21 protein-coding genes are annotated in these 19,884 nt (G+C 46.1%); 10 read left to right on the forward strand and 11 right to left on the reverse strand.

The window, feature by feature from the left end:
* The first annotated feature begins 45 nt into the window (after positions 1 to 45).
* The gene (locus tag QUB30_RS04545; protein WP_333329691.1) at positions 46 to 1,128 is read left to right on the forward strand and encodes a thiamine phosphate synthase; all 1,083 of its coding nucleotides are present in this window, start codon (positions 46 to 48) and stop codon (positions 1,126 to 1,128) included.
* Between the two features lie 97 nt (positions 1,129 to 1,225).
* Complete coding sequence (gene thiS, locus QUB30_RS04550; protein WP_015176890.1) at positions 1,226 to 1,438, forward strand: sulfur carrier protein ThiS; 213 nt, start codon at positions 1,226 to 1,228, stop codon at positions 1,436 to 1,438.
* A 301-nt stretch (positions 1,439 to 1,739) separates the two neighbouring features.
* Here the strand turns inward: thiS and rpmA are convergent, their stop codons facing one another.
* The gene (gene rpmA, locus QUB30_RS04555; RefSeq protein WP_333076164.1) at positions 1,740 to 2,039 is read right to left on the reverse strand and encodes a 50S ribosomal protein L27; all 300 of its coding nucleotides are present in this window, start codon (positions 2,037 to 2,039) and stop codon (positions 1,740 to 1,742) included.
* Positions 2,040 to 2,066: 27 nt separating this feature from the next.
* A complete protein-coding gene (gene rplU, locus QUB30_RS04560) occupies positions 2,067 to 2,459 on the reverse strand; it encodes a 50S ribosomal protein L21 (RefSeq protein ID WP_333036112.1) in 393 nt (130 codons plus the stop codon).
* Positions 2,460 to 2,756: 297 nt separating this feature from the next.
* Here rplU and QUB30_RS04565 point away from each other — a divergent pair, with 297 nt between their 5' ends.
* On the forward strand, positions 2,757 to 5,810 hold the full coding sequence (locus QUB30_RS04565; protein ID WP_333329694.1) for a pentapeptide repeat-containing protein: 3,054 nt from the start codon (positions 2,757 to 2,759) through the stop codon (positions 5,808 to 5,810).
* A 169-nt stretch (positions 5,811 to 5,979) separates the two neighbouring features.
* Here QUB30_RS04565 and QUB30_RS04570 read toward each other — a convergent pair whose 3' ends face one another.
* The 3 genes from QUB30_RS04570 to QUB30_RS04580 all read right to left on the reverse strand — a co-directional run bounded on the left by QUB30_RS04570 (position 5,980) and on the right by QUB30_RS04580 (position 8,141).
* Complete coding sequence (locus QUB30_RS04570) at positions 5,980 to 6,195, reverse strand: hypothetical protein (RefSeq protein ID WP_333329697.1); 216 nt, start codon at positions 6,193 to 6,195, stop codon at positions 5,980 to 5,982.
* A gap of 324 nt (positions 6,196 to 6,519) precedes the next feature.
* Positions 6,520 to 7,029: a DUF3122 domain-containing protein gene (locus tag QUB30_RS04575; protein WP_333329700.1), complete on the reverse strand. Its 510-nt coding sequence runs from the start codon at positions 7,027 to 7,029 to the stop codon at positions 6,520 to 6,522.
* Between the two features lie 110 nt (positions 7,030 to 7,139).
* The gene (locus QUB30_RS04580; protein ID WP_333329703.1) at positions 7,140 to 8,141 is read right to left on the reverse strand and encodes a hypothetical protein; all 1,002 of its coding nucleotides are present in this window, start codon (positions 8,139 to 8,141) and stop codon (positions 7,140 to 7,142) included.
* A 521-nt stretch (positions 8,142 to 8,662) separates the two neighbouring features.
* On the opposite strand from QUB30_RS04580, the gene QUB30_RS04585 reads away from it, so the two are divergent.
* Positions 8,663 to 10,189: an NB-ARC domain-containing protein gene (locus QUB30_RS04585; protein ID WP_333329706.1), complete on the forward strand. Its 1,527-nt coding sequence runs from the start codon at positions 8,663 to 8,665 to the stop codon at positions 10,187 to 10,189.
* Positions 10,190 to 10,205: 16 nt separating this feature from the next.
* Here QUB30_RS04585 and QUB30_RS04590 read toward each other — a convergent pair whose 3' ends face one another.
* Together QUB30_RS04590 and glpK are read right to left on the reverse strand one after the other, a co-directional pair.
* The gene (locus QUB30_RS04590) at positions 10,206 to 10,577 is read right to left on the reverse strand and encodes a c-type cytochrome (protein WP_333329709.1); all 372 of its coding nucleotides are present in this window, start codon (positions 10,575 to 10,577) and stop codon (positions 10,206 to 10,208) included.
* A gap of 74 nt (positions 10,578 to 10,651) precedes the next feature.
* A complete protein-coding gene (gene glpK / locus QUB30_RS04595) occupies positions 10,652 to 12,139 on the reverse strand; it encodes a glycerol kinase GlpK (protein WP_333329713.1) in 1,488 nt (495 codons plus the stop codon).
* Positions 12,140 to 12,237: 98 nt separating this feature from the next.
* Between glpK and QUB30_RS04600 the strand changes: the two genes are divergently transcribed.
* Positions 12,238 to 12,822, forward strand: a complete 585-nt coding sequence (locus tag QUB30_RS04600; RefSeq protein WP_333329715.1) for an endonuclease dU — start codon at positions 12,238 to 12,240, stop codon at positions 12,820 to 12,822.
* Positions 12,823 to 13,015: 193 nt separating this feature from the next.
* Here the strand turns inward: QUB30_RS04600 and QUB30_RS04605 are convergent, their stop codons facing one another.
* Positions 13,016 to 14,218, reverse strand: a complete 1,203-nt coding sequence (locus tag QUB30_RS04605; protein ID WP_333329718.1) for a hypothetical protein — start codon at positions 14,216 to 14,218, stop codon at positions 13,016 to 13,018.
* Between the two features lie 830 nt (positions 14,219 to 15,048).
* Between QUB30_RS04605 and apcA the strand changes: the two genes are divergently transcribed.
* The 3 genes from apcA (at position 15,049) to QUB30_RS04620 (ending at position 16,665) form a co-directional block, all read left to right on the forward strand.
* The gene (gene apcA, locus QUB30_RS04610) at positions 15,049 to 15,534 is read left to right on the forward strand and encodes an allophycocyanin subunit alpha (RefSeq protein ID WP_015176901.1); all 486 of its coding nucleotides are present in this window, start codon (positions 15,049 to 15,051) and stop codon (positions 15,532 to 15,534) included.
* A gap of 176 nt (positions 15,535 to 15,710) precedes the next feature.
* Complete coding sequence (gene apcB, locus QUB30_RS04615) at positions 15,711 to 16,196, forward strand: allophycocyanin subunit beta (protein ID WP_006634930.1); 486 nt, start codon at positions 15,711 to 15,713, stop codon at positions 16,194 to 16,196.
* Positions 16,197 to 16,461: 265 nt separating this feature from the next.
* Positions 16,462 to 16,665: a phycobilisome linker polypeptide gene (locus tag QUB30_RS04620; RefSeq protein ID WP_006634929.1), complete on the forward strand. Its 204-nt coding sequence runs from the start codon at positions 16,462 to 16,464 to the stop codon at positions 16,663 to 16,665.
* Between the two features lie 110 nt (positions 16,666 to 16,775).
* Here the strand turns inward: QUB30_RS04620 and QUB30_RS04625 are convergent, their stop codons facing one another.
* Positions 16,776 to 17,045 carry an EamA family transporter gene (locus QUB30_RS04625; protein WP_333330150.1) on the reverse strand — a complete coding sequence of 90 codons (270 nt, stop codon included), beginning with the start codon at positions 17,043 to 17,045 and terminating at the stop codon, positions 16,776 to 16,778.
* 193 nt (positions 17,046 to 17,238) lie between these two features.
* On the opposite strand from QUB30_RS04625, the gene QUB30_RS04630 reads away from it, so the two are divergent.
* Positions 17,239 to 18,459: an FtsW/RodA/SpoVE family cell cycle protein gene (locus QUB30_RS04630; RefSeq protein ID WP_333329721.1), complete on the forward strand. Its 1,221-nt coding sequence runs from the start codon at positions 17,239 to 17,241 to the stop codon at positions 18,457 to 18,459.
* A gap of 174 nt (positions 18,460 to 18,633) precedes the next feature.
* Here the strand turns inward: QUB30_RS04630 and QUB30_RS04635 are convergent, their stop codons facing one another.
* Together QUB30_RS04635 and QUB30_RS04640 are read right to left on the reverse strand one after the other, a co-directional pair.
* A complete protein-coding gene (locus QUB30_RS04635; protein ID WP_333329724.1) occupies positions 18,634 to 18,783 on the reverse strand; it encodes a hypothetical protein in 150 nt (49 codons plus the stop codon).
* Between the two features lie 130 nt (positions 18,784 to 18,913).
* Positions 18,914 to 19,084: a hypothetical protein gene (locus QUB30_RS04640; RefSeq protein WP_333330152.1), complete on the reverse strand. Its 171-nt coding sequence runs from the start codon at positions 19,082 to 19,084 to the stop codon at positions 18,914 to 18,916.
* A gap of 67 nt (positions 19,085 to 19,151) precedes the next feature.
* Here QUB30_RS04640 and QUB30_RS04645 point away from each other — a divergent pair.
* Positions 19,152 to 19,884: tetratricopeptide repeat protein (locus QUB30_RS04645; RefSeq protein WP_333329726.1), on the forward strand; the 733-nt coding region annotated here is incomplete at its 3' end.

Consider the following 19,884-nt stretch of genomic DNA (forward strand, 5'->3'; position numbering starts at 1 on the left):
TAGCGGGTTGATTGGTAAGATTAATTATAATTAGGGTGGTTCTGAATGACCGACAAACAAAACAGAACTTTACCGGCACAGCCAGCCCTCTGCCGGATCTTAGATGCAAATTTAGATCGATCGCGCGAAGGGTTGAGAATTATTGAAGAATGGTGCAGGTTTGGTCTCAACAACGCCGATTTAGCTGGCGAGTGCAAGCAACTGCGTCAAGAATTGGCTGCTTGGCACGTCGCAGAACTTCGCAGTGCTAGGGATACGCCTGCAGATCCGGGTACGGAGTTGACTCACCCGCAGGAAGAGCAGCGTTCGAGCATTCAGCAGCTATTGGAGGCAAATTTCTGTAGGGTGGAAGAAGCTCTGCGGGTACTGGAAGAGTATGGCAAAATTTACGATCGGAATATGGGCGCGGCTTTTAAGCAGATGCGCTATCGGGTTTATACTCTCGAAAGCAATTTGCTGGCTTACCGGCGCTACCAGCAGTTACTTCGATCGCAGTTATACCTTGTAACTTCGCCGAGAGACAACTTGATGGGAGTGGTGGAAGCTGCTTTGCAAGGCGGACTGAGTTTGGTGCAGTACCGCGACAAAAGCTCAGACGACGGGTTAAAGCTGGCTAATGCGCGCCAGTTGTGCGAACTTTGTCACCGCTATGATGCTTTGCTGATTGTGAACGATCGCGTGGATTTGGCGATTGCAGCGGATGCCGACGGCGTACACTTAGGGCAGGGAGATTGGCCTGTGGCGGAAGCGCGCAAGTTGCTCGGCCCCGGACGCATCATCGGTCGTTCTACTACCAATGGCGAGGAAATGCAGCGAGCTATTGAAGAGGGAGCCGACTACATTGGAGTTGGGCCGGTTTACCACACTCCTACTAAACCTGATAAACAGGCGGCGGGTTTGGACTATGTGCGGTATGCTGCTGATAAGTCGCCGATTCCGTGGTTTGCGATCGGCGGAATTGATATCAACAACCTCGATGAAGTATTGAATGCCGGAGCTCAAAGGGTTGCCATAGTACGCGCAATTATGGAAGCAGAACAGCCTACTTTAGTCACGCAGTTTTTCATCTCGCAGTTGATTCGGATGGAGAATCTGAAAGCTCAGAAAGCTTTGCACGGGAAAAGCTAGGTTTATTTGCGATTCGTAGGGCGGGTTTAACACAGGAAATCTGTGCATCAAATATAATTTTGTTACAAAACCCGCCCTGAAAACAGATATTTTACTGATGATAAATCAAATTGCGCTGCAAGTTAACGGAGAAACCCGCAATTGTGCGATCGACACACCGTTACCAAAATTACTAGAACAATTGGGATTAAACCCGCGCTTGGTGGCTGTGGAGTACAACGGGGAAATTCTGCACAAACAATTTTGGGAAACTACACAGATGCAAGAGGGCGACATATTAGAAGTTGTCACCATTGTCGGAGGAGGCTAGCCACAAATGGGTGATAAATTAAGCCTTAAATTGTCACCAATTGGCAGAACCTAGGAATGTCGCTTGCCGTCAAGTCTAGATCCCCCTAAATCCCCCTTAAGAAGGGGGACTTTGAGAAGAATCTTGTCTCCCTAAATCCACGTTAATTAACAGGGACTTTGAGAAAAATCTTGCCCTAAATCCCGTTAATTAACAGGGACTTTGAGAAAAATCTTGTCCCCCCCTTATTAAGGGGGGTTAGGGGGGATCTAGACTTTGAGACAAACAAAAGAAACTTAAGCAACGCCGCCAAATATCGCAATTAAACTGCGACAGCTTCAGCCACAGGTTCAGCCACAGGTGCTGCTACAACAGGATAAATGCTGACTTTCTTGCGAGTTTTGCCTTTTCTTTCAAAAGTCACCACGCCATCAACCAAAGCAAACAAAGTGTCATCTCTGCCGATACCAACATTATTACCGGGGTGAACTTTAGTGCCGCGTTGGCGGATCAAAATGTTGCCAGCTTTGACAACTTGACCGCCGTACTTTTTGACACCCAGACGCTGAGAATTAGAGTCGCGTCCGTTACGTGTACTGCCTGTACCTTTCTTGTGGGCCATAATATCCTCAACTGTATTTACTATGTTTTATTCTGAATCAGTTTCGGCGGTTTGGGGAGTTTCCACAACTGCTTGAGTTAAGTCTCTGGCGGCTAAGACTGTACCGTTGACGCTAATCGAGTCAATCATAAAGCGAGTTGTTTCTTGACGGTGCCCTTTTTTCTTCCGAGTTTTCTTTTTCGGCTTCATCTTGTAGACGAGGACTTTGCGGCCCCGGAAATGCCGTAGAACCGTTCCTTCTACAGTGGCATTTTCTAGTAGAGGCTGGCCGATATGAACCTCGCCTTCGTGCTGGATCAGAAATACTTTGTCTATGGTGACTTTGGATTCAGCTTCAACGTGAAGCAGTTCGATGTCGTAGAAGCGGCCTGGTTCTACTCGAAATTGTTTGCCGCCGGTTTCAATGATTGCGTAAGTCATGGGATGGTTGTTGAGATTGCCGTACAGGTAGCTGATGAGTCTTTGGTCATTGGTCGTTGTGGACTTTTGACTGCTGACTGCTCTCCAGCTTTTGGAATGTCTTAACCTGATCCGAGCCGGATTTAGACAGACAATCTACTATTATTGCGGATTGTTGTAGTTTTGTCAAGGTAAAAGAAACTTAATCTTTTCTAATTGTTAGTTTGAGAACAGATTTGGGGCGACGAACTACGGAATGCTTACAGAGTTAAATGTAGATTTTCTCAGATTCTCTCTTCTGAAACAGGGCAGGTAAAAATGGCAAATCGCATGGTGGAATTCTTAAAGACTGATATCAAAGAACTGTTTTCCGCCGACGCAGCGGAGGCAATCGGAGAAGCTGGGAAAACAGCCGCAGAAGTGGCAAAAATGTTCAAAGAACAAGGGCTGGACAATAATAGCAACTTGCTGCTAGAGGTTTTGAACTCTCCCTTAGCTCAAGTTGTGGGAACTGGATTGCCATTTATCGGGATGGCGGCGAAAATGCTGGCGTTTTTTATCGAAAAAACTCAACAGCAGCCGACTTTAGCTGAGTGCATTTTCCTCGTCAGTCAGGCGGCTTATCTGGAAAGTTTTAAGGAGTTTGTTGAACAAGATGAGAGTCTGTTAAATCGCATCGGGCAAGCTCCGGTTTCCGATGGAGTTAAGCAGTTGCTTAAAAAATTGGCGGATTTGGAATTGAGCGATACAGCAGCTACAGAAACTGTTATTTGCTTCCGGGATTCGATCTTAGCCGAGGAATTCAACCTAGTGCTGTCACAGCGGCTGCTACAAGCGGGACTAAATGCCGATGAAGCTCAAATTTTGACAAAGAGAGTTGTTGCTAATACTCACCGTTATTTAATCAAAGCTTGGGCAGTTTCCAGCGATGCCATGAAACATCTCGGACAGCCTTCTATCAGAGAATGGCGGAAGGAACAAGAGAAATATTACAGCATTGACAAATACCTGCAAGAACAGATTGCCTCTCTACCCCTAGAACCTGTATTTGCAGAAAATTTCTCATTCAAGGATATCTACGTGCCTCTGAAGGCAAAGCCAATTGATAAAAAGGGCAATCGTGTTAAAAATACAGAACATTTCGATTTAGCAACTTGGGCAAAAAAATTGCTTGAGGATGGCAAAAAAGAAAATAAAGTAATGTTTGTCGAAGCTGGACCCGGACGCGGCAAGAGCGTTTTTTGTCGGATGTTTGCTGACTGGGTGCGGCAACATTTGCATCCAGTTTGGACTCCCGTGTTAATTCGACTGCGAGATATTCCCATATTGCAAAAGAGTTTTCGAGAAACACTCAAAGAAGCAGTTAATGCTGGTTTTGCTAGCGATGACGGCTGGTTGACAGATAGAAACACGCGATATTTGTTTTTCTTGGATGGCTTTGACGAGTTGCTGATGGAGGGGAGAAGCAGCGGCGGTTTAGAGCAATTTCTCAAGCAAGTAGGACAATTTCAGCGAGACTGCGATCAGAATTCGGAAATGGGACACCTGGTTTTGATTACTGGCAGAACTTTAGCTTTGCAAGGGATTGAAAGGCAAATGCCAGATAACTTAGATCGAGTCGAAATTCAGATAATGGATGACGGACTACAGCAACAGTGGTTGAGCAAGTGGGAAGCCCAACTAGGGGCCGAAAAAACCTCAGCTTTTCAGAATTTTTTGCAAGATAAATGCTGTCCACAGAATGTAAAATCAGAACTCTCGCGAGAACCGCTCTTGCTTTATCTGTTAGCGGCAATGCACCGGGACAAAATCTTGAAAGTTGAGGATTTTCAAGGAACTAACAGCACTCAAGCAAAAATTTTGATTTACAACCAAGCTGTGAATTGGGTACTCACTGAACAGCGGTCTAAATTGCTCAATCGCAATTTGACCGAACTGGAGACAGAAGATTTGCGGCGCATCCTTACAGAAGCAGGATTGTGCGTGGTGCAGTCGGGAGGGGAATGCGCTCCTGTAGCGATGATTGAGAAACGATTGAGAGAAGACAACTCGGTTAAAGCCTTACTTGAAAAAGCCCAAATACCGATTGGCGATAATCCTCTGAGAAATGCTTTGGCGGTTTTTTATCTTCAGCAAGGCAGTAAAGAAGGTTCTGTGGAATTTGTACACAAGAGTTTTGGTGAATTTCTGTGTGCGGAACGATTGAAACAAAGTCTGGAAGACTGGACGGAACCGGGAAAGAAACGTATTAAATTTAATACTCAAGACTCTCAGATGGATTGGGAAATTTATGATTTGTTGGGTTATGGGGCGCTGACGGAAGAAATTGTGGAATATTTGATGGGGTTGTTAACAACTCCGGCTGCTCCTGGCGAGGAAAATCTGTTTCGGCCTGTAGAGCTATTCGAGCGTTTGGAAAATTTTTATCTGCGGTGGTGCGAGGGGGAATTTATTGATGCGCCGCCGGAAAATTTGCCTCAGAAGAAGATGCGCCTACTGCGAGCTCAATTGAAAACCCAAGAGTTGGGACAGCGACAAATAGATGTTTATGCTGGTTTGAATGTGATGATTTTGCTGTTGGAGTTGCACCGTTACGGTCAAGAGACACCTGAATTTAAAGATAAAATGGTGTTTTATCCTTGTGGGAAACCTAATGCTGAAGGTGAACTTGACGATGCAATTCGGTTGTTGCGTCTCATCGGTTATAGCCGTTGTGTTGGGTATTTTGACTTTCTCCAAACAGTTGGGACATTCCTCAGTGGCGCAAACCTCAGTGGCGCAAACCTTGGCGGCGTAGAACTCTGTGGCGCAGACCTCGGCGGCGCAAAACTCTGTGGCGCAAACCTCAACGGCGCAGAACTCAGCGACGCATACCTCTGGGACGCAGACCTCAGCGGCGCACACCTCAGCCGCGCACACCTCAGCAGCGCAGAACTCAGCGACGCAAACCTCAGCGGCGCAGACCTCAGCCGCGCAAACCTCAGCGACGCAGAGCTCAGCGGTGCAAACCTCAGCGACGCACACCTCAGCCGCGCAGACCTCAGTGGCGCAGAGCTCAGCGGTGCAAACCTCAGCGGCGCAGACCTCAGCCGCGCAAACCTCAGCGGCGCATACCTCTGGGACGCAAACCTCAGTGGCGCAGACCTCAGCAGCGCAGACCTCAGCGACGCAGACCTCAGCGGCGCCGACCTCAGTGGCGCAGACCTCAGTGGCGCAGACCTCAGCAGCGCAGACCTCAGCGACCCAGACCTCAGCCATCGCACTTTTGGCGATGTCAAATGGGATGAAAACACAAAGTGGGAGAATGTTCGAGGTTTGGATACAGTCGTTAAAGTTCCAGAAGCGTTAAGGCGACAGCTAGGAATAGGGTAGAAAAATTTTTCCACGCTTGGCGTATCATTTGTATTAACAGGCTTTGCGGCCTGTTCCACAAAGACAGAATTTTCTTGTGGGGTGGGCCCGAGAGTCCGCGCCCGAAAGGCTAATTGACATACGAAGGTCGATCGACCTTATTTTATCCAAAAGGTCGATCGGACTGGATTTAAGCCGTTGCAGAACATTTGCGCGATCGTAACAATTCCAAAGCTTGCTGTTTCACCCTACCTTCCATCACCTCTTTTTGCAAATTAATAAAAGCGTCAAAATCTTCTAAGCCGTACTTAGTCATCTGCAACTGCTGTCGCAACAGTTCTTCGGCCTCAACCGTTAAATAACCGGTTGCCAAAGCTTTTCGGACAATTTTACTGATTAAAGTCATATTAGATTCACCCTGAAGATGCACACGTTAAAACACTGGAGTTCTGTCACCAGACTAACTCAGCTTTTAGTTTGTTTCATAATTACCCTTCACCTACGTTAAATCTACCTTAAGGTCTATGTAAATAAAGTTATTTTTGATACATCGATAAAACTGTAGCGAGTTTAAATGTAGAGTGCGATTCAATTGGTATATTTAGTTTTGGTCAGACAACATTATCCTTCCAATACGTTAAATCTACCTTAAGGCATATTTAAGCATAGCGATTTGTGACATTGGAAATTGTATCGATTTTAAATGTAGAGTGCGATTAAATTGGTATATTTAGTTTCTGTCTAACAACAGCCGCCATTCTCTCACAGCAAAAGGAGGAACCAGCAATTCTGTTTCTTTTTGATTTTTCACGGGGAAATTCAACCGCAAAGGTCGATTACTTTCCACTTGTGTAATTATTGATTTGAAATCGTATTCTCCGACATTAATTGGCAAACCCGACTCGTTCCAAATATCATTAGCATTGCCAATTTCGCGTTTGCCCGCAGCAACTTTCAGCGGAACCGGGTGCTGCAATTCTGTTCCGGGAAATCCTACTAATCTCAGATTTAAAGACTTTACTACTCCCGACTTGACTCGCTTGTACAAAACAACTTGCCATGCTTTATCGTCTGTATCGCGCAGGCTTTGTACGGAGCGAAACATTACTGTTTCGGCAGTTTCTGGATATTTGTGAATCGAGGCGAAAGCGGGCGGGTTGACAGCTAAGATTAGATACAAACACAAGCTAATTACAGTTAAAGCCTTGAATAGGGAAGGTTTTGTACTGAGATTGTTCATAGGATGACCAAAATATCGCTTGTTACCCAAAAGTTTAATAGATAAAAAAGTAGGGTGCGTCGCACGCACCCTACTACTCATTTTAAACCTAGATGAATCCAACTGCCTGCTTAGACGGGAAGAGCATAAAAAGCAACCCCCTCATCCCGGAAATCAGACCTCCCCTGTACCAGTCGCCGCTGGTTTGGGTCTGCGGTGAAAAAGTGTGTAATATTTTGCGAATTTTCCCGTTCCCTCGCCAGGTTGGTAAAACGAAAGACGGGTATCGCACCCGAAACAGCCGTGTTATATGAATTGAAAGCGTCTCCGTCAGCACGGAACTGTGGTAAATTGTCGCGAACAAACTGTATTTCAGTAGGTTTATTCGTATAGAAAAAGGTTCCTGATGCTGTATTGAAGAAGCGTTGAACCTTGGCGTTACCGGCGGCTGGAGCGATAAATTCATCGCCTTCACTCTGGTAACGAGCAGGGTTGTTTAGTCGGTCATTTTTCTCTGTCGGGTCTGTGGTATAAAAATGCCCTCCTGCCTGCTTGTCAAAGAAACGCCGGACGGGAAGATTGCCTGCTAGAGGGTCGCCCCTATCGCCTCCGATGATGTTGCCTTGTGCATCTAAAGTCGCACCTGTTACGGGGTCTTTCAAGGCGACATTGCCAGTGGGAGTTGAAACCTGTAATGTGAAAGGCTGAGGAAGTTGTGTTAACGTATTATAGCTAGTCACGCGGACTACATAGTCCACACCAGGCACACTTGTAAGCGGAGAAGAAGCACCATTGGAGTATTGGTTAGTTCTAAAAGCACCGCTAACATTTGGTATTTTTGAGTTTCCTGCGAAGACGCCGGCGCCATCATCATCCTCAACAATAAGGAGACCCCTCGTATCAGCTACATTCGCACCCCTGCTGCCTTTGGGTACCTGAAAAACTTGCACGAAAGGGTCGAAGCTAGTGCTCAGATCTTTAAAAAGATCGATTGATATTTGCTGATTAACTAACTCTACTTCTAAGAGGTAATCTTTAGCGCGAGTTGTTGTACCAAAAGCATCGCCAGAGTTGGGAGTTGGGATAGTCTTGTCAGTTGCAGTTAGCCGATTTGTCAGTTGAATTGATGCCATTTTAAGGTGTCCTCTTAACTTTTCTGATAGCAGGTGTTATAAAATCCTGTTCTCTACATTTATAAAACACTCAAGACCGATAAGTTACCTAAGAGCTCTTAGTATTTTTATTAGGTATTTTTGTGAGTACACTAGGTGAAAAATTATCTTTTTAATATAGGACTTACGCATGGGGGCTCGGAAACCGGGTTTTTTAAGAAAATACTTCAAGCGGGCCCAGAGATTCGGTAAAAAATGCGGATTCCAGGAGTCGGAGGGCTTCATTCAGTTGACAGTTGACAGTTGACCTGGGACAGCGACCTCTACCTGGAAGGAAGAGGATTGGAGTAATGAATAGTCTTCTTTTAATTTCTCCCGATCGGGGTTCCGGCTTTAAACCAATTCTTTCTGGGAAGTCCTGTAATATTTAAAATGTTGTAGCTAAAATTTCCTCACAACCCTGTAAAAATACGCAGAAAGTTAGATCCTTAAGCTGGTAAAATCATCAATAATTATGAGTGTGCTTCTGCTTGTGAGTATACATGACATACCCAAATAAACCTTTACAAATACCAGCACAAAAGTTTATAGAGGCTGCCGCTTGCTGGAATCTCGAACAGTTATATGCAGACTTGACAGCGGCCAAGCAAGATTACACTTGCAGTAGAAAGCAGCGACTCACTCCTTTAGAAAAAACTTACCTGCGAGGATTGCTTTGCAATTATAGTCCGGTGGAAATCGCCGCCGCACTCCACCGCGAATGTGCCGGTATTAGAGTAGACTTATCGAGAGGGCTGTATCGCTACATTCAAGTTTTGACGCTGCAACAACCGAAAGACTGGAAAGAAATCCCAAGTATGCTAGAAATACGTGGTTATCAACAAAAGGGTAGTGGAGAAACATTGCTTCCTACATTGAGAAATTATACTCAAACTCCCCAAACTCCCATCGAAAATCGAACTGAATGGGGGCTGACGGTGGATACGTCTATTTTCTACGGGCGCACAACAGAACTTGCTAACTTAGAACAATGGATTTTACAAGAAGACTGCCGCTTAGTTGCTGTATTGGGTATGGGTGGCATTGGCAAAACTGCTTTAGCATCTAAGCTAACAAATCTGATTAAACACCAGTTTGAGTGCTTAATTTGGGTCAACCTCAGTCATGCACCTATGTTGGCAGATATTCTAATAAATTTAATCGAATTTTTATCTGATAAACCGCAAAGCGATTTAGATAAATTGCAGTTAATTACTCAGGATAAAAAATTTTTTCAAGCTGCGAGCTCGCAGCTTGAGTTTTCCCTGGAGAACCTAATCGCTTCCACAAATGCAATAGAACCGACAATCATCGCTGATGGTATCCAGCGCCTGATTCAGTGTTTACAAAAGCGTCGGTGTTTGATAATCTTAGATGAGTGGGAAGCTGTTTTCTGCACTGAGCAGTTAACAGGAAATTATCGAGAAGGATATCAAGTGTATGGGGAATTTCTGAAACAAGTAGGAAAATCGCAGCATCAAAGTTGCTTGCTGTTGACTAGCTGCGAAAAACCTAAAGAAATTGCGGCGTTAGAAGGTCAAAATCAATCTGTACGGTCATTGAAATTGGGTAGTTTGGGAGAGGCGGCTGTGGAAATCCTTAAAAACAAGGGTTTGTCTGAAGAAGGTGAATACTCACAATTGATAGAGGCATACAGCGGCAATCCTTTAGCGTTAAAAATAGTAACGACAACTATTCATGATATGTTTGGGGACAGCATTGCTAAATTTTTAAGAAATGGGCTGTTTCTGGGAGATTATAGCGATACGTTATCTCGGCAGTTTAATCGCTTATCAGCATTAGAAATCCAGCTATTACACTGCATGGCGAAAGAAGTCAAGCCTGTTGGTTGTGAAAATTTGTACTCAAATATTCAGCAAGATCGGGATTCAGAATTGCTGAAGGCGCTGGAATCGCTTTTAAGGCGATCGCTAATTGAAACAGTCCAAGCTGAAAGTGAAACTCTGTTCGCGCTTCAACCTGCGGTAAAGAAATATCTGATGTCTGTGGCAAGATTGCCTAAGCTATAAATAATCTACCGAGGTTCTATTTCCAATCGGTTTCAGCTTGGGATAGCACGTAAGCTGAAACATCGATAATTTGTTGTTCCGACAAACGATCTTTGTAAGCGGGCATAATACCTTTGCCGTTGGTTACTAAGTTGGAAATATTGGCGATGGAATCCATGCCGTATTTTTTTAAGGCTTTTTGTTTCAAGTTTTTGCCGCGCCTGATAATGTTGCTGCCGTTGATGTGACAACCTGCACAGTGGACGCTAAAAATTTCGGCTGCGGGTGTGGGACTTGTAGCTGTATCTGCGATCGCCATTTGGGAATTAGTGGCGATTTCTACAAATGCCAGTGTCAGTATCAATAGAAAGGCGCTGAGGATTTTTTTAAAGTTCTTTAGGGAAATCATCTATTTGCAAGTTGAAAAATAGTGCGGGATTTAATGATATCACTAAATACCGATTTTGGAATTAACTCAGCGCTTCATTCTTCCCAATCGAAGGTGCGGGAAACTGCTTTTTTCCAAAAGCGATATTTTTGCTCGCGAAGTGCGATCGGCATTTTCGGTTCCCAAGTACAATCCACCGCCCAATTCTCCCGCAATTCGGCTAGCTGACTCCAAAAACCCACCGCCAAACCGGCCGCATAAGCCGCGCCGAGTGCAGTAGTTTCTGCTACCACAGGCCGCACCACAGGCACTCCCAAAACATCGCTCTGAAACTGCATCAGCGTGTGATTTCCCACCATACCACCGTCTACTTTTAAAGACAAAAGCTGCACTGCTGAATCCTGATTCATCGCATCCAATATTTCCCGCGTTTGCCACGCTGTCGCTTCCAATACTGCGCGGGCAATGTGTGCCTTAGTCACGTAGCGAGTTAAACCTGCAATTACTCCCCGGGCGCTGTCTTTCCAATAGGGCGCGTAGAGTCCAGAAAATGCCGGGACAACGTAAACTCCGCCGCTATCTTCAACTGTATTTGCTAATGTTTCTACTTCCGCAGATGTGTTGATAATGCCCAAATTGTCTCGCAGCCACTGCACTAGAGCTCCGGCGATCGCAATACTGCCTTCCAAAGCATACACAGCGGGCGATTCCCCCATCTTGTAGGCGACTGTTGTTAGTAATCCTTGCTTTGAAGGGACGATCGTCTCACCGGTATTCAGCAGCATAAAACAGCCCGTACCGTAAGTATTTTTCGCCTCCCCCAGACTGAAACAAGTTTGCCCGACGAGTGCGGCCTGCTGATCGCCCAAAGCAGCAGCAATCGGAACACCTGCCAGCAATCCTTTTGCAATTCCAAAAACTTGACTCGAAGGGCGAATTTCTGGCAGCATCGGGCGGGGAATTGCCATTATTTCCAAAGTTTCGGCATCCCAATCGAGAGTTTGCAAATCCATCAGCATCGTGCGGCTGGCGTTGGTAACATCGGTAATGTGCGCGCCGCCAGTCAGGTGCCAAATTAGGAAAGTATCGACATTGCCAAAAATCGCATCCCCTCGATTTGCAGCTTCTCGCAATCCTGCAATATTGTCCAGCATCCACTTAATTTTCGGCCCGCTGAAATAAGTTGCCAGCGGCAAACCGCATCGTTTTTGAAATCGCTCTTTGCCCTCAACTTCAGCTAATTTTTCGCAAATTTGGTGAGTGCGGGTATCTTGCCAAACAATCGCATTGCCGTAAGGTTTGCCAGTTTTTCGGTTCCAAACAATTGTAGTTTCGCGCTGGTTTGCAATACCGAGGGCAGCAATATCTTTCGGGTCGATATTGCCGATTTCGAGGGCATTTTTAATCACGCTTTGGGTGCGCTGCCAAATTTCCTCGGGATTGTGTTCCACCCATCCCGGTTGCGGATAGATTTGCTGGTGTTCTTGTTGGTTGCTGCAAATTATCTGTCCCCGGCGATCGAATACGATAAATCTGGTGCTGGTGGTTCCTTGGTCGATCGCTGCTACGTATTTTTTTGCCAATTGTCTAAAACCTTTTTAGTAATGAGCTATTTAACGTATATGATACTATGTAAAACACAAGCTAATCTCAAAAACTTTAGTTTAGGGAACTCCACAAGTTGAAACTGGCAGATTTGCTCAGGCTCGATCGCACAATTAAGGTTATTGGCTTTGACGACGCTCCGTTTTCTCGTACAAGCGGCAGTCTGGTGTCGCTCGCGGGCATAGTCTGCGGGGGAACTCGATTTGAAGGAATGGTGTGGGGACAAGTTTTCCCCGACGGATTAGATGCCACGGATGCTATTTCTGGGCTACTCATCGGAGGCAAATTTTTGCCGCAATTGCATCTCGTTTTGCTAGACGGAATTGCTTTCGGCGGCTTCAATATTATTAACCTTCCCGAGTTAGCATCGCGGCTGCAAATTCCTTGCGTTGCTGTCATGCGCAGGCAACCAGATTTAGCTGCTGTTGAAAAAGCCCTCCGCCATTTACCCGACTCGGAATACCGTTTAGAATTGTTGCGTCGCGCTGGTAAAATTCACGCTTTTGAACCTTTCTTTTTTCAAGTTTGTGGCGAACAACCCGAAGTAATTGGACTGGTGCTCCAGCGTTTGACAGACACTGGGAAAGTTCCTGAAGCTTTGCGTTTAGCTCATTTGATTGGTGCGGCGGTAATTAATGGAGTTAGCAGCAGTTCTGCTTGAATAATTGTTAAGAACGGGCAAGATGCCCGTTCCACAAAGACTAAATTTTCTTGTGGGGTGGGGCGGAAAACCCGTTAAGAACGGGCAAGATGCCCGTTCCACAAAGAGTAATTTTTTTTGTGGGGTGGGCATCCTGCCCGCCCATGAAAGACTTATTGACAATGGTGCAATATCTCAGTTTCTACTCTCTTACTTACACAATTTCGCCGTCAATTTCACCGAATTCGATTTGAGTTCCCAACGCCAAAGTCAGGGTACTTTCAGGTTCTACCATTTTTATATCGCCTTGAATGTCTGTAGCCCACCAAGCGCGATCGCACAAATTGGTCAATCCTAACGAAAGCTCGTTTCTCGATCGAGAAGTGACTATAGCTACAAGACCGTTAGATGCTGCGGCTGTTAAACTCGGTATGTCAGAGGTGAATAGTTGAGTTCCCGCACTCAGAGGAATAACTCGACTGCCTAATTTCAGAGAAAATTGCCTGCTGGTAAAAGAATTTACTGCGGGCCGATCTGATATAAAGGTAGGCGGAACAGTTGCCGGTGTTGGGGCTGGCAAGTCAGAGTTTCCGACTGTAATTGTACAGTTGCCGATTCTCTTTTGGTCGCCCGATCGCAAATAACTCACCGCCCCGCTATCAACATTCTCGCAAACAATTTGACCGGCTTCCAATTGAAACCGCATGGCCAAGGGCGAAACATTAGGAATGCAGATAATAGACAAATTTTCATCACTGCCAAAAGTCACTGGTTCCGAACCCAGAGTGAGAGTGCGATTTGCTCCGGTATCGTAACTAATTACCAGCCAAGCTTTGTTGAACAAAGTTTCAGCTACAACCAACATAATTCCAATCCAAAAACCGATCGCAGCACAGCCAGCTAAACGGCCTGCAGTACCGGATAAATTGTAAGCAAACAGAATAAACAAACAGCCGCCCAAAACACCCCCAACACCGCCGCCTCCCGTGCCGCGAAGCGCTCCCAAGTTGGGAATACGCTGTGCAAGTCCCAGTCCTAACAAACTGCCAGCTATTCCCCAGCAAATTACTCGCAATAATTCGTTGTTGCCATCGCCAATCCCGCTATAAATGCCTTCGGCGATCGCCCCAGAAATGGCTCCTGCTATTAAACCAAACAATCCGCCATTTTTTAAAGCCTGTTTAATTTGAGGCTTGCCTTTTATATAGTAAAAATAGCCGAACATGATAGCAGTAGCAATCCCACCGCCTACCAATCCAAACCAGCGACCTGTAGACAATACACTGTCAGGAAAAGATGCCGAACCAGTGAGTCGCTGCATGAAAGGTTCGGTGATGAGATTGCCGGCGAAACCGCCGACAGCACCGCTAATTCCAAACTGCAAAGCTTTTTTAAGGGCTGATAGATTTCTTTTCACGGCACACCAGATTAAAAGTGAGTGTCAAATCTAGCTACAAGCTCGAAAGTTAAGATTTCCGATGCTTCTGATATCTTGCACCACGATCGAGAACAGGCTTTCGGGCCTGTTCGACAAACACAAAGAGTGAGTGTTCTTGTGGGGAGTAGGGGTTAGGCTGTTCTAGCCCGCCCGTCCAAGACTTATTGAGAAGGGTACAAGATGTGAGACGATCGCACATCTCTCCCCTGTCTCCCGCCTGTCTCCCTTCCCTCTCAAGGAAAAGTCTTTGAGCGTTGCGCCGTCGCCCGCCACAAATCCCCCTTAACAATCTATCGCCTGTAACCCTTGCTGTGAAAGAATTATAGCTAATTTTAAATCGGTGAAATTTTAACGCAGAACACCCTAGCGAGGGCCCAAATATGAAAAGGAATGTTACAAACTATTACAGTAACACTCAGAATGTGAACACAATGCCTCAAAATACTTGCGAGAGGTAGTTGTGTCAGAGAAGCAATATCCTTACTAACTGCCCGAGAGTCACTCGATCGCCACTTAGTGGTCTGCTGCAATCTAGATCAAAAATTAAAGATCGCATCAGTCATTTGTGGTATTCTAAGCGACAGGCTTAGTGCGGGCACTCACAAGCGCACCGGCGTGAAGAACCAGCGCCGTCAAACATCGAAGGTCGCCTCCCGCCAACAACTTTAAAAGTTGCTGGCTGTGGAAAGTCCGGCCTTCCCTGTCAAAGCTCCTGCCTGAGCATGAAAGGTACGGGATGCAAGCGCCCGCCGTCGCTCGCTCAGCGCGGAGCAGTTCGTATAGCAAAATATCCAGCGGGTACACACAAGATGAGTATCGTCACCAAATCAATCGTCAACGCAGACGCCGAAGCTCGCTACTTGAGCCCAGGTGAATTAGATCGGATCAAGAGCTTTGTCACCTCTGGTGAACGCCGCGTCCGCATCGCCCAAATTTTGAGCGAATCCCGCGAACGCATCGTCAAGGCAGCAGGCGACCAACTTTTCCAAAAGCGCCCTGATGTTGTTTCTCCCGGCGGCAACGCTTACGGCGAAGAAATGACCGCAACTTGCTTGCGCGACCTCGACTACTACCTGCGTTTGATCACCTACGGAATCGTAGCTGGCGACATTACTCCGATCGAAGAAATCGGTATTGTCGGCGTCCGCGAAATGTACAAATCTCTCGGCACCCCGATTGAAGCCGTCGCCGAAGGCGTTCGCGCTATGAAAAGTGCAGCAAGTTCGCTGCTGTCTGGAGAAGATGCTTCCGAAGCTTCCTCTTACTTCGACTACGTTATCGGTGCGATGCAGTAAGGAATTTCGATTTTAGGTTTTCGATTTTAGATTAAAAAATTGGGGGTTGCCGGCAACAAGTTAAAAGCTTTTGCAAATAACCAGCCACTTAAAAATCTCAAATCCCAAATCCCAAATTCCAAATTCTAGCTCCAAAATTGGACTGACTCAGCCACTTTCAAGGAAACAAGACAACCATGCAAGACGCAATTACCGCCGTTATCAATTCCTCTGACGTTCAAGGTAAGTACCTGGACATCAGCGCTCTAGACAAGCTCAAGAACTACTTTGCTTCTGGCGAACTGCGCGTCCGCGCCGCTACCGCCATCAGCGCCAATGCAGCCACAATCGTCAAAGAAGCAGTTGCTAAGTCTCTGTTGTACTCTGATGTAACTCGTCCCGGCGGCAATATGTACACCACTCGTCGTTATGCAGCTTGCATCCGCGACTTGGACTACTACCTGCGCTACGCCACCTATGCCATGCTAGCTGGCGACCCTTCCATCCTCGATGAGCGCGTGCTCAACGGTTTGAAAGAAACCTACAACTCCTTGGGCGTGCCCATCGGTTCTACCGTACAAGCAATCCAAGCAATGAAAGAAGTCACCGCCGGTTTGGTCGGTTCTGACGCTGGTAAAGAAATGGGCGTCTATTTCGACTACATCTGCTCTGGCTTGAGCTAAGACTCAGGAAGAAGGAAGAAGGAAAAAGGAAGAAGAAAGAAGGAATAACATTTATTTCTTGCCTCTTTTAACTTTTAACTTTGGACTTGTTACCTTGGGCTTTGAAAAGAGGTCAGGGAAGTTGAGAGTGATTGCTAGACCGTCAAAGGCTTGTCGAGAAAGCCCGACGAGTTTTAACGAGCTAGTTTTGACTCCTAACTCCCTGCCTTCAATCTTTAAAAAATCCATCTAATAATCTGTAAACCTACTCAGGAGTTAGTTTCCCATGAGAATGTTTAAGGTGACTGCTTGCGTCCCCAGTCAAACTCGCATCCGCACCCAGCGCGAATTGCAAAATACCTATTTTACTAAGCTCGTTCCTTACGACAACTGGTTCCGGGAACAGCAAAGAATTATGAAAATGGGCGGCAGAATTATTAAAGTGCAACTGGCTACCGGTAAGCCCGGAGCTAATACGGGCCTGCTTTAAAAGCCAAAGCTGGATTAGTAGAGGGGTAAGAGGTCGCTATGACCTCTTTTTTGTTGTTATAGCATCAGAAAGAATGTCCAGCGTTGTTAATTTAATCATTGACAAATATTTCAATAAGCAGAAAGTATAACAGCGATTATCGCTAACAACACAGCAAGCATTTGTGGTAATGCAATAGCCTCTTTCAATAATAAAGACGATAATAATATAGTAATCAGCGGGTAGATAGACGTAACACTCACTACATTGGCAACTTCACCTTTGGCAAGGGCTATAAAAAATACTAATGATGCCACCGTGCCACAAATGCCAACTAACATCGCAAAAAAAATTCCCCTAACATCTCCCTCAAAACTAAAATTATTAGTGTGGAAAATAATAAATAAAGTAAGTAGTTAAAATAGCGCCAATTGCTTCATAAACAAAAGCAGTTTTGTAGTCAATATATTTAGTCGCTAAATTGCCAAAAAATCCCCACAAACCATATAATAGCGAGCAGATTAATGCGTAAATTAACCAATCTGGTACTTTAGCCATCTTTGTTAGAGTTTATTGAGATCATTCTAAAATCCTATGGCTAATGACATTCGACGCTTGATTCCATTTTTTGACCCCAGCGCGTCTCAATGGGCCGCTGAGGCCCGGTGGCTGAGGTGGCTGACTTTTCTGTGGCTGTTTGTCGGGCTGACAGCATTGTTTTCGGCTTCCTATCCCATTGCAAATTATGAATTTGGAGACGGCCTTTATTATTTTAAACGACAGCTAATCGCAGTGGCGATCGGGCTGGCAGGTTTTAACTTGATGGTATACTCCCCCCTGCGGTACCTGCTTAAAACAGCTCAGTTGGGCGTTTTATTGCTGCTGGGATTGCTCTGGTTGACCTTAATTCCGGGAGTGGGAACCACCGTCAACGGGGCGACTCGCTGGATATCCCTGGGCCCGGTTCCGATTATTCAACCTTCTGAATTGATCAAGCCGTTTTTCGTTCTCCAAAGCGCCCGCATTTTCGGCAACTGGCCCCGGTTGACAAATAAAGTGCGGCTGACTTGGCTGTTAATTTTCGGTGCGATGCTGTTGGGAATTTTGTTGCAGCCGAATTTAAGTACCACGGCTTTGTGCGGGATGACTTTGTGGTTGGTGGCTTTAGCGGCGGGCTTGCCTTACTTGCAGTTGGGCGCAACGGCTATCGGGGGAATGCTGTTGGCGGTTTTAAGTATTAGTTTTAGGGAATACCAGCGCCGCCGGATTATGTCTTTCCTGAATCCTTGGGCGGATCCGATGCAAGACGGTTATCAGTTAATTCAAAGTCTGCTGGCTGTGGGTTCTGGGGGCATTTGGGGTGTAGGTTTGGGGATGTCGCAGCAAAAGTTATTTTATTTGCCGATTCAGTACAGCGATTTTATTTTTGCTGTGTTTGCTGAGGAGTTTGGTTTGGTGGGAGGTTTCTCGCTGTTGCTGATGTTGGCGGCTTACGCTACGGTCGCTTTGAGGGTGGCGACGCGGGCCCGGAATATTGAGTCTCAGTTGGTGGCGATTGGGGTGATGGTGGTGATGGTGGGACAGTCGCTGCTGAATATTGGGGTGGCGACGGGGGTTTTGCCGACTACGGGTTTGCCGCTGCCGTTTTTTAGTTACGGGGGTTCTTCGATGTTGGCGAGTTTGTTGTTGTCGGGGTTGCTGATTCGGGTGGCTAGAGAGAGTTCTGAGGCTGATGTGGTTTCTTTGGACGGACGCAGAGGGAAGCCGGAAAAGCCGAATTTGCGATCGAACAATGCCACTTCACAAACTGAATAATTTGTCAATAGTAAACACACCCGATTAACTTCCAGGATCTGCCTGGAAATACCCAGAGGCTCTGCCTCGATTCTTGCTGGGGCCAATTGGAGGCCGAGCCTCCGGATCTGCCTTACCAGGCAGAGCCTGGTAACGAGTAATAACGAGTAATAGCAAATAAAAACTAACTATCGACTATTTCCGCCCGTCACCTTTATTGGGCGGTTCTTCTTGTTGTTCTTGAGGTTTAGGTGCGATGTCAGTTAATTCTTTTTTGTCTGGTTGCGGTGTTTCTTGAGTTGAGTTAGCCATTGAGTTTTGTCCTAAATAGATGCACCGCTTCATGATATCTTTTCCGGCTACAAATGTATTGCTGTAGATAGGGAGAGGAAAATCAAGACAGACAATTCTGATGCAATTCTATGAGAGATTTAATATTAGACAGCATTATGTAGATGCAAATAGCTGTCGCTTGCTATACTGCTGGAGGGTTGCAGCCAAACAAATCGGAGGCGGACGCAAAAACACCTTTGTTAAGAATTAAATGCCGAGATCCATCTCGACTGATTAACCCTTGCTGCTGCAATTTTCCCAGCATTCGCGTTACTGTTACCAGAAAGAATTGGTTTAAAGCCCCAACCCCGATCGGGAGAAATTAAAAGAAGACTATTCATTACTCCAATCCTCTTCCTTCCAGGTAGATGTCGCCCCGCATGCGGTCAACAGTCAACAGTCAACAGTCAACAGAACTGCGTCGTGCAAATCGCATTAGCAATATCTTGATGTGTCAAGCGGATATTCAAACCAGAGGCCACTCAAAAGTTATGAAACTGCAAAAAATTGGATTGTCGGGACTGATCTCAATCTTAGCGGCGCTGACTGTAGGTGAGTTTCGGTTTATCCCTAACTCTCAATTTAAAATCATCAATTCTCAGGCCTTGGCTCAAACCCAAGCTCAGCGGAAAGCTGAAGCAGACCGAGTTTTAAAGCAAGGGATTCAGCAGCATCAGATTAGTCAATTTCAAGCTGCATTGCAGTCTTGGCAACAGGCACTAATAATTTATAGAGAAATAAAAGACCGCGAAGGTGAAGGGAAAGCTCTGGGAAATCTGGGAATTGCTTACTTTTCCCTCGGCGACTACGCCAAAGCGATCGAGTACCAACAGCAGTTGTTGGCGATCGCGCGAGAAATTAAAGACCGCCAAAGCGAGGGAGCGGCTCTGGGAAGTCTGGGACTTGCTTACCTTTACCTGGGCGACTACGCCAAAGCGATCGACTACCAACAGCAGGTGTTGGCGATCGCGCGAGAAATTAAAGACCGCCAAAGCGAGGGGAAAGCTCTGGGAAATCTGGGACTTGCTTACTTTTCCCTGGGCGACTACGCCAAAGCGATCGAGTACACTCAGCAGTGGTTGGCGATCGCGCGAGAAATTAAAGACCGCCAAA

The sequence above is a fragment of the Microcoleus sp. BROC3 genome (assembly GCF_036702515.1).
Lineage (GTDB): Bacteria > Cyanobacteriota > Cyanobacteriia > Cyanobacteriales > Microcoleaceae > Microcoleus.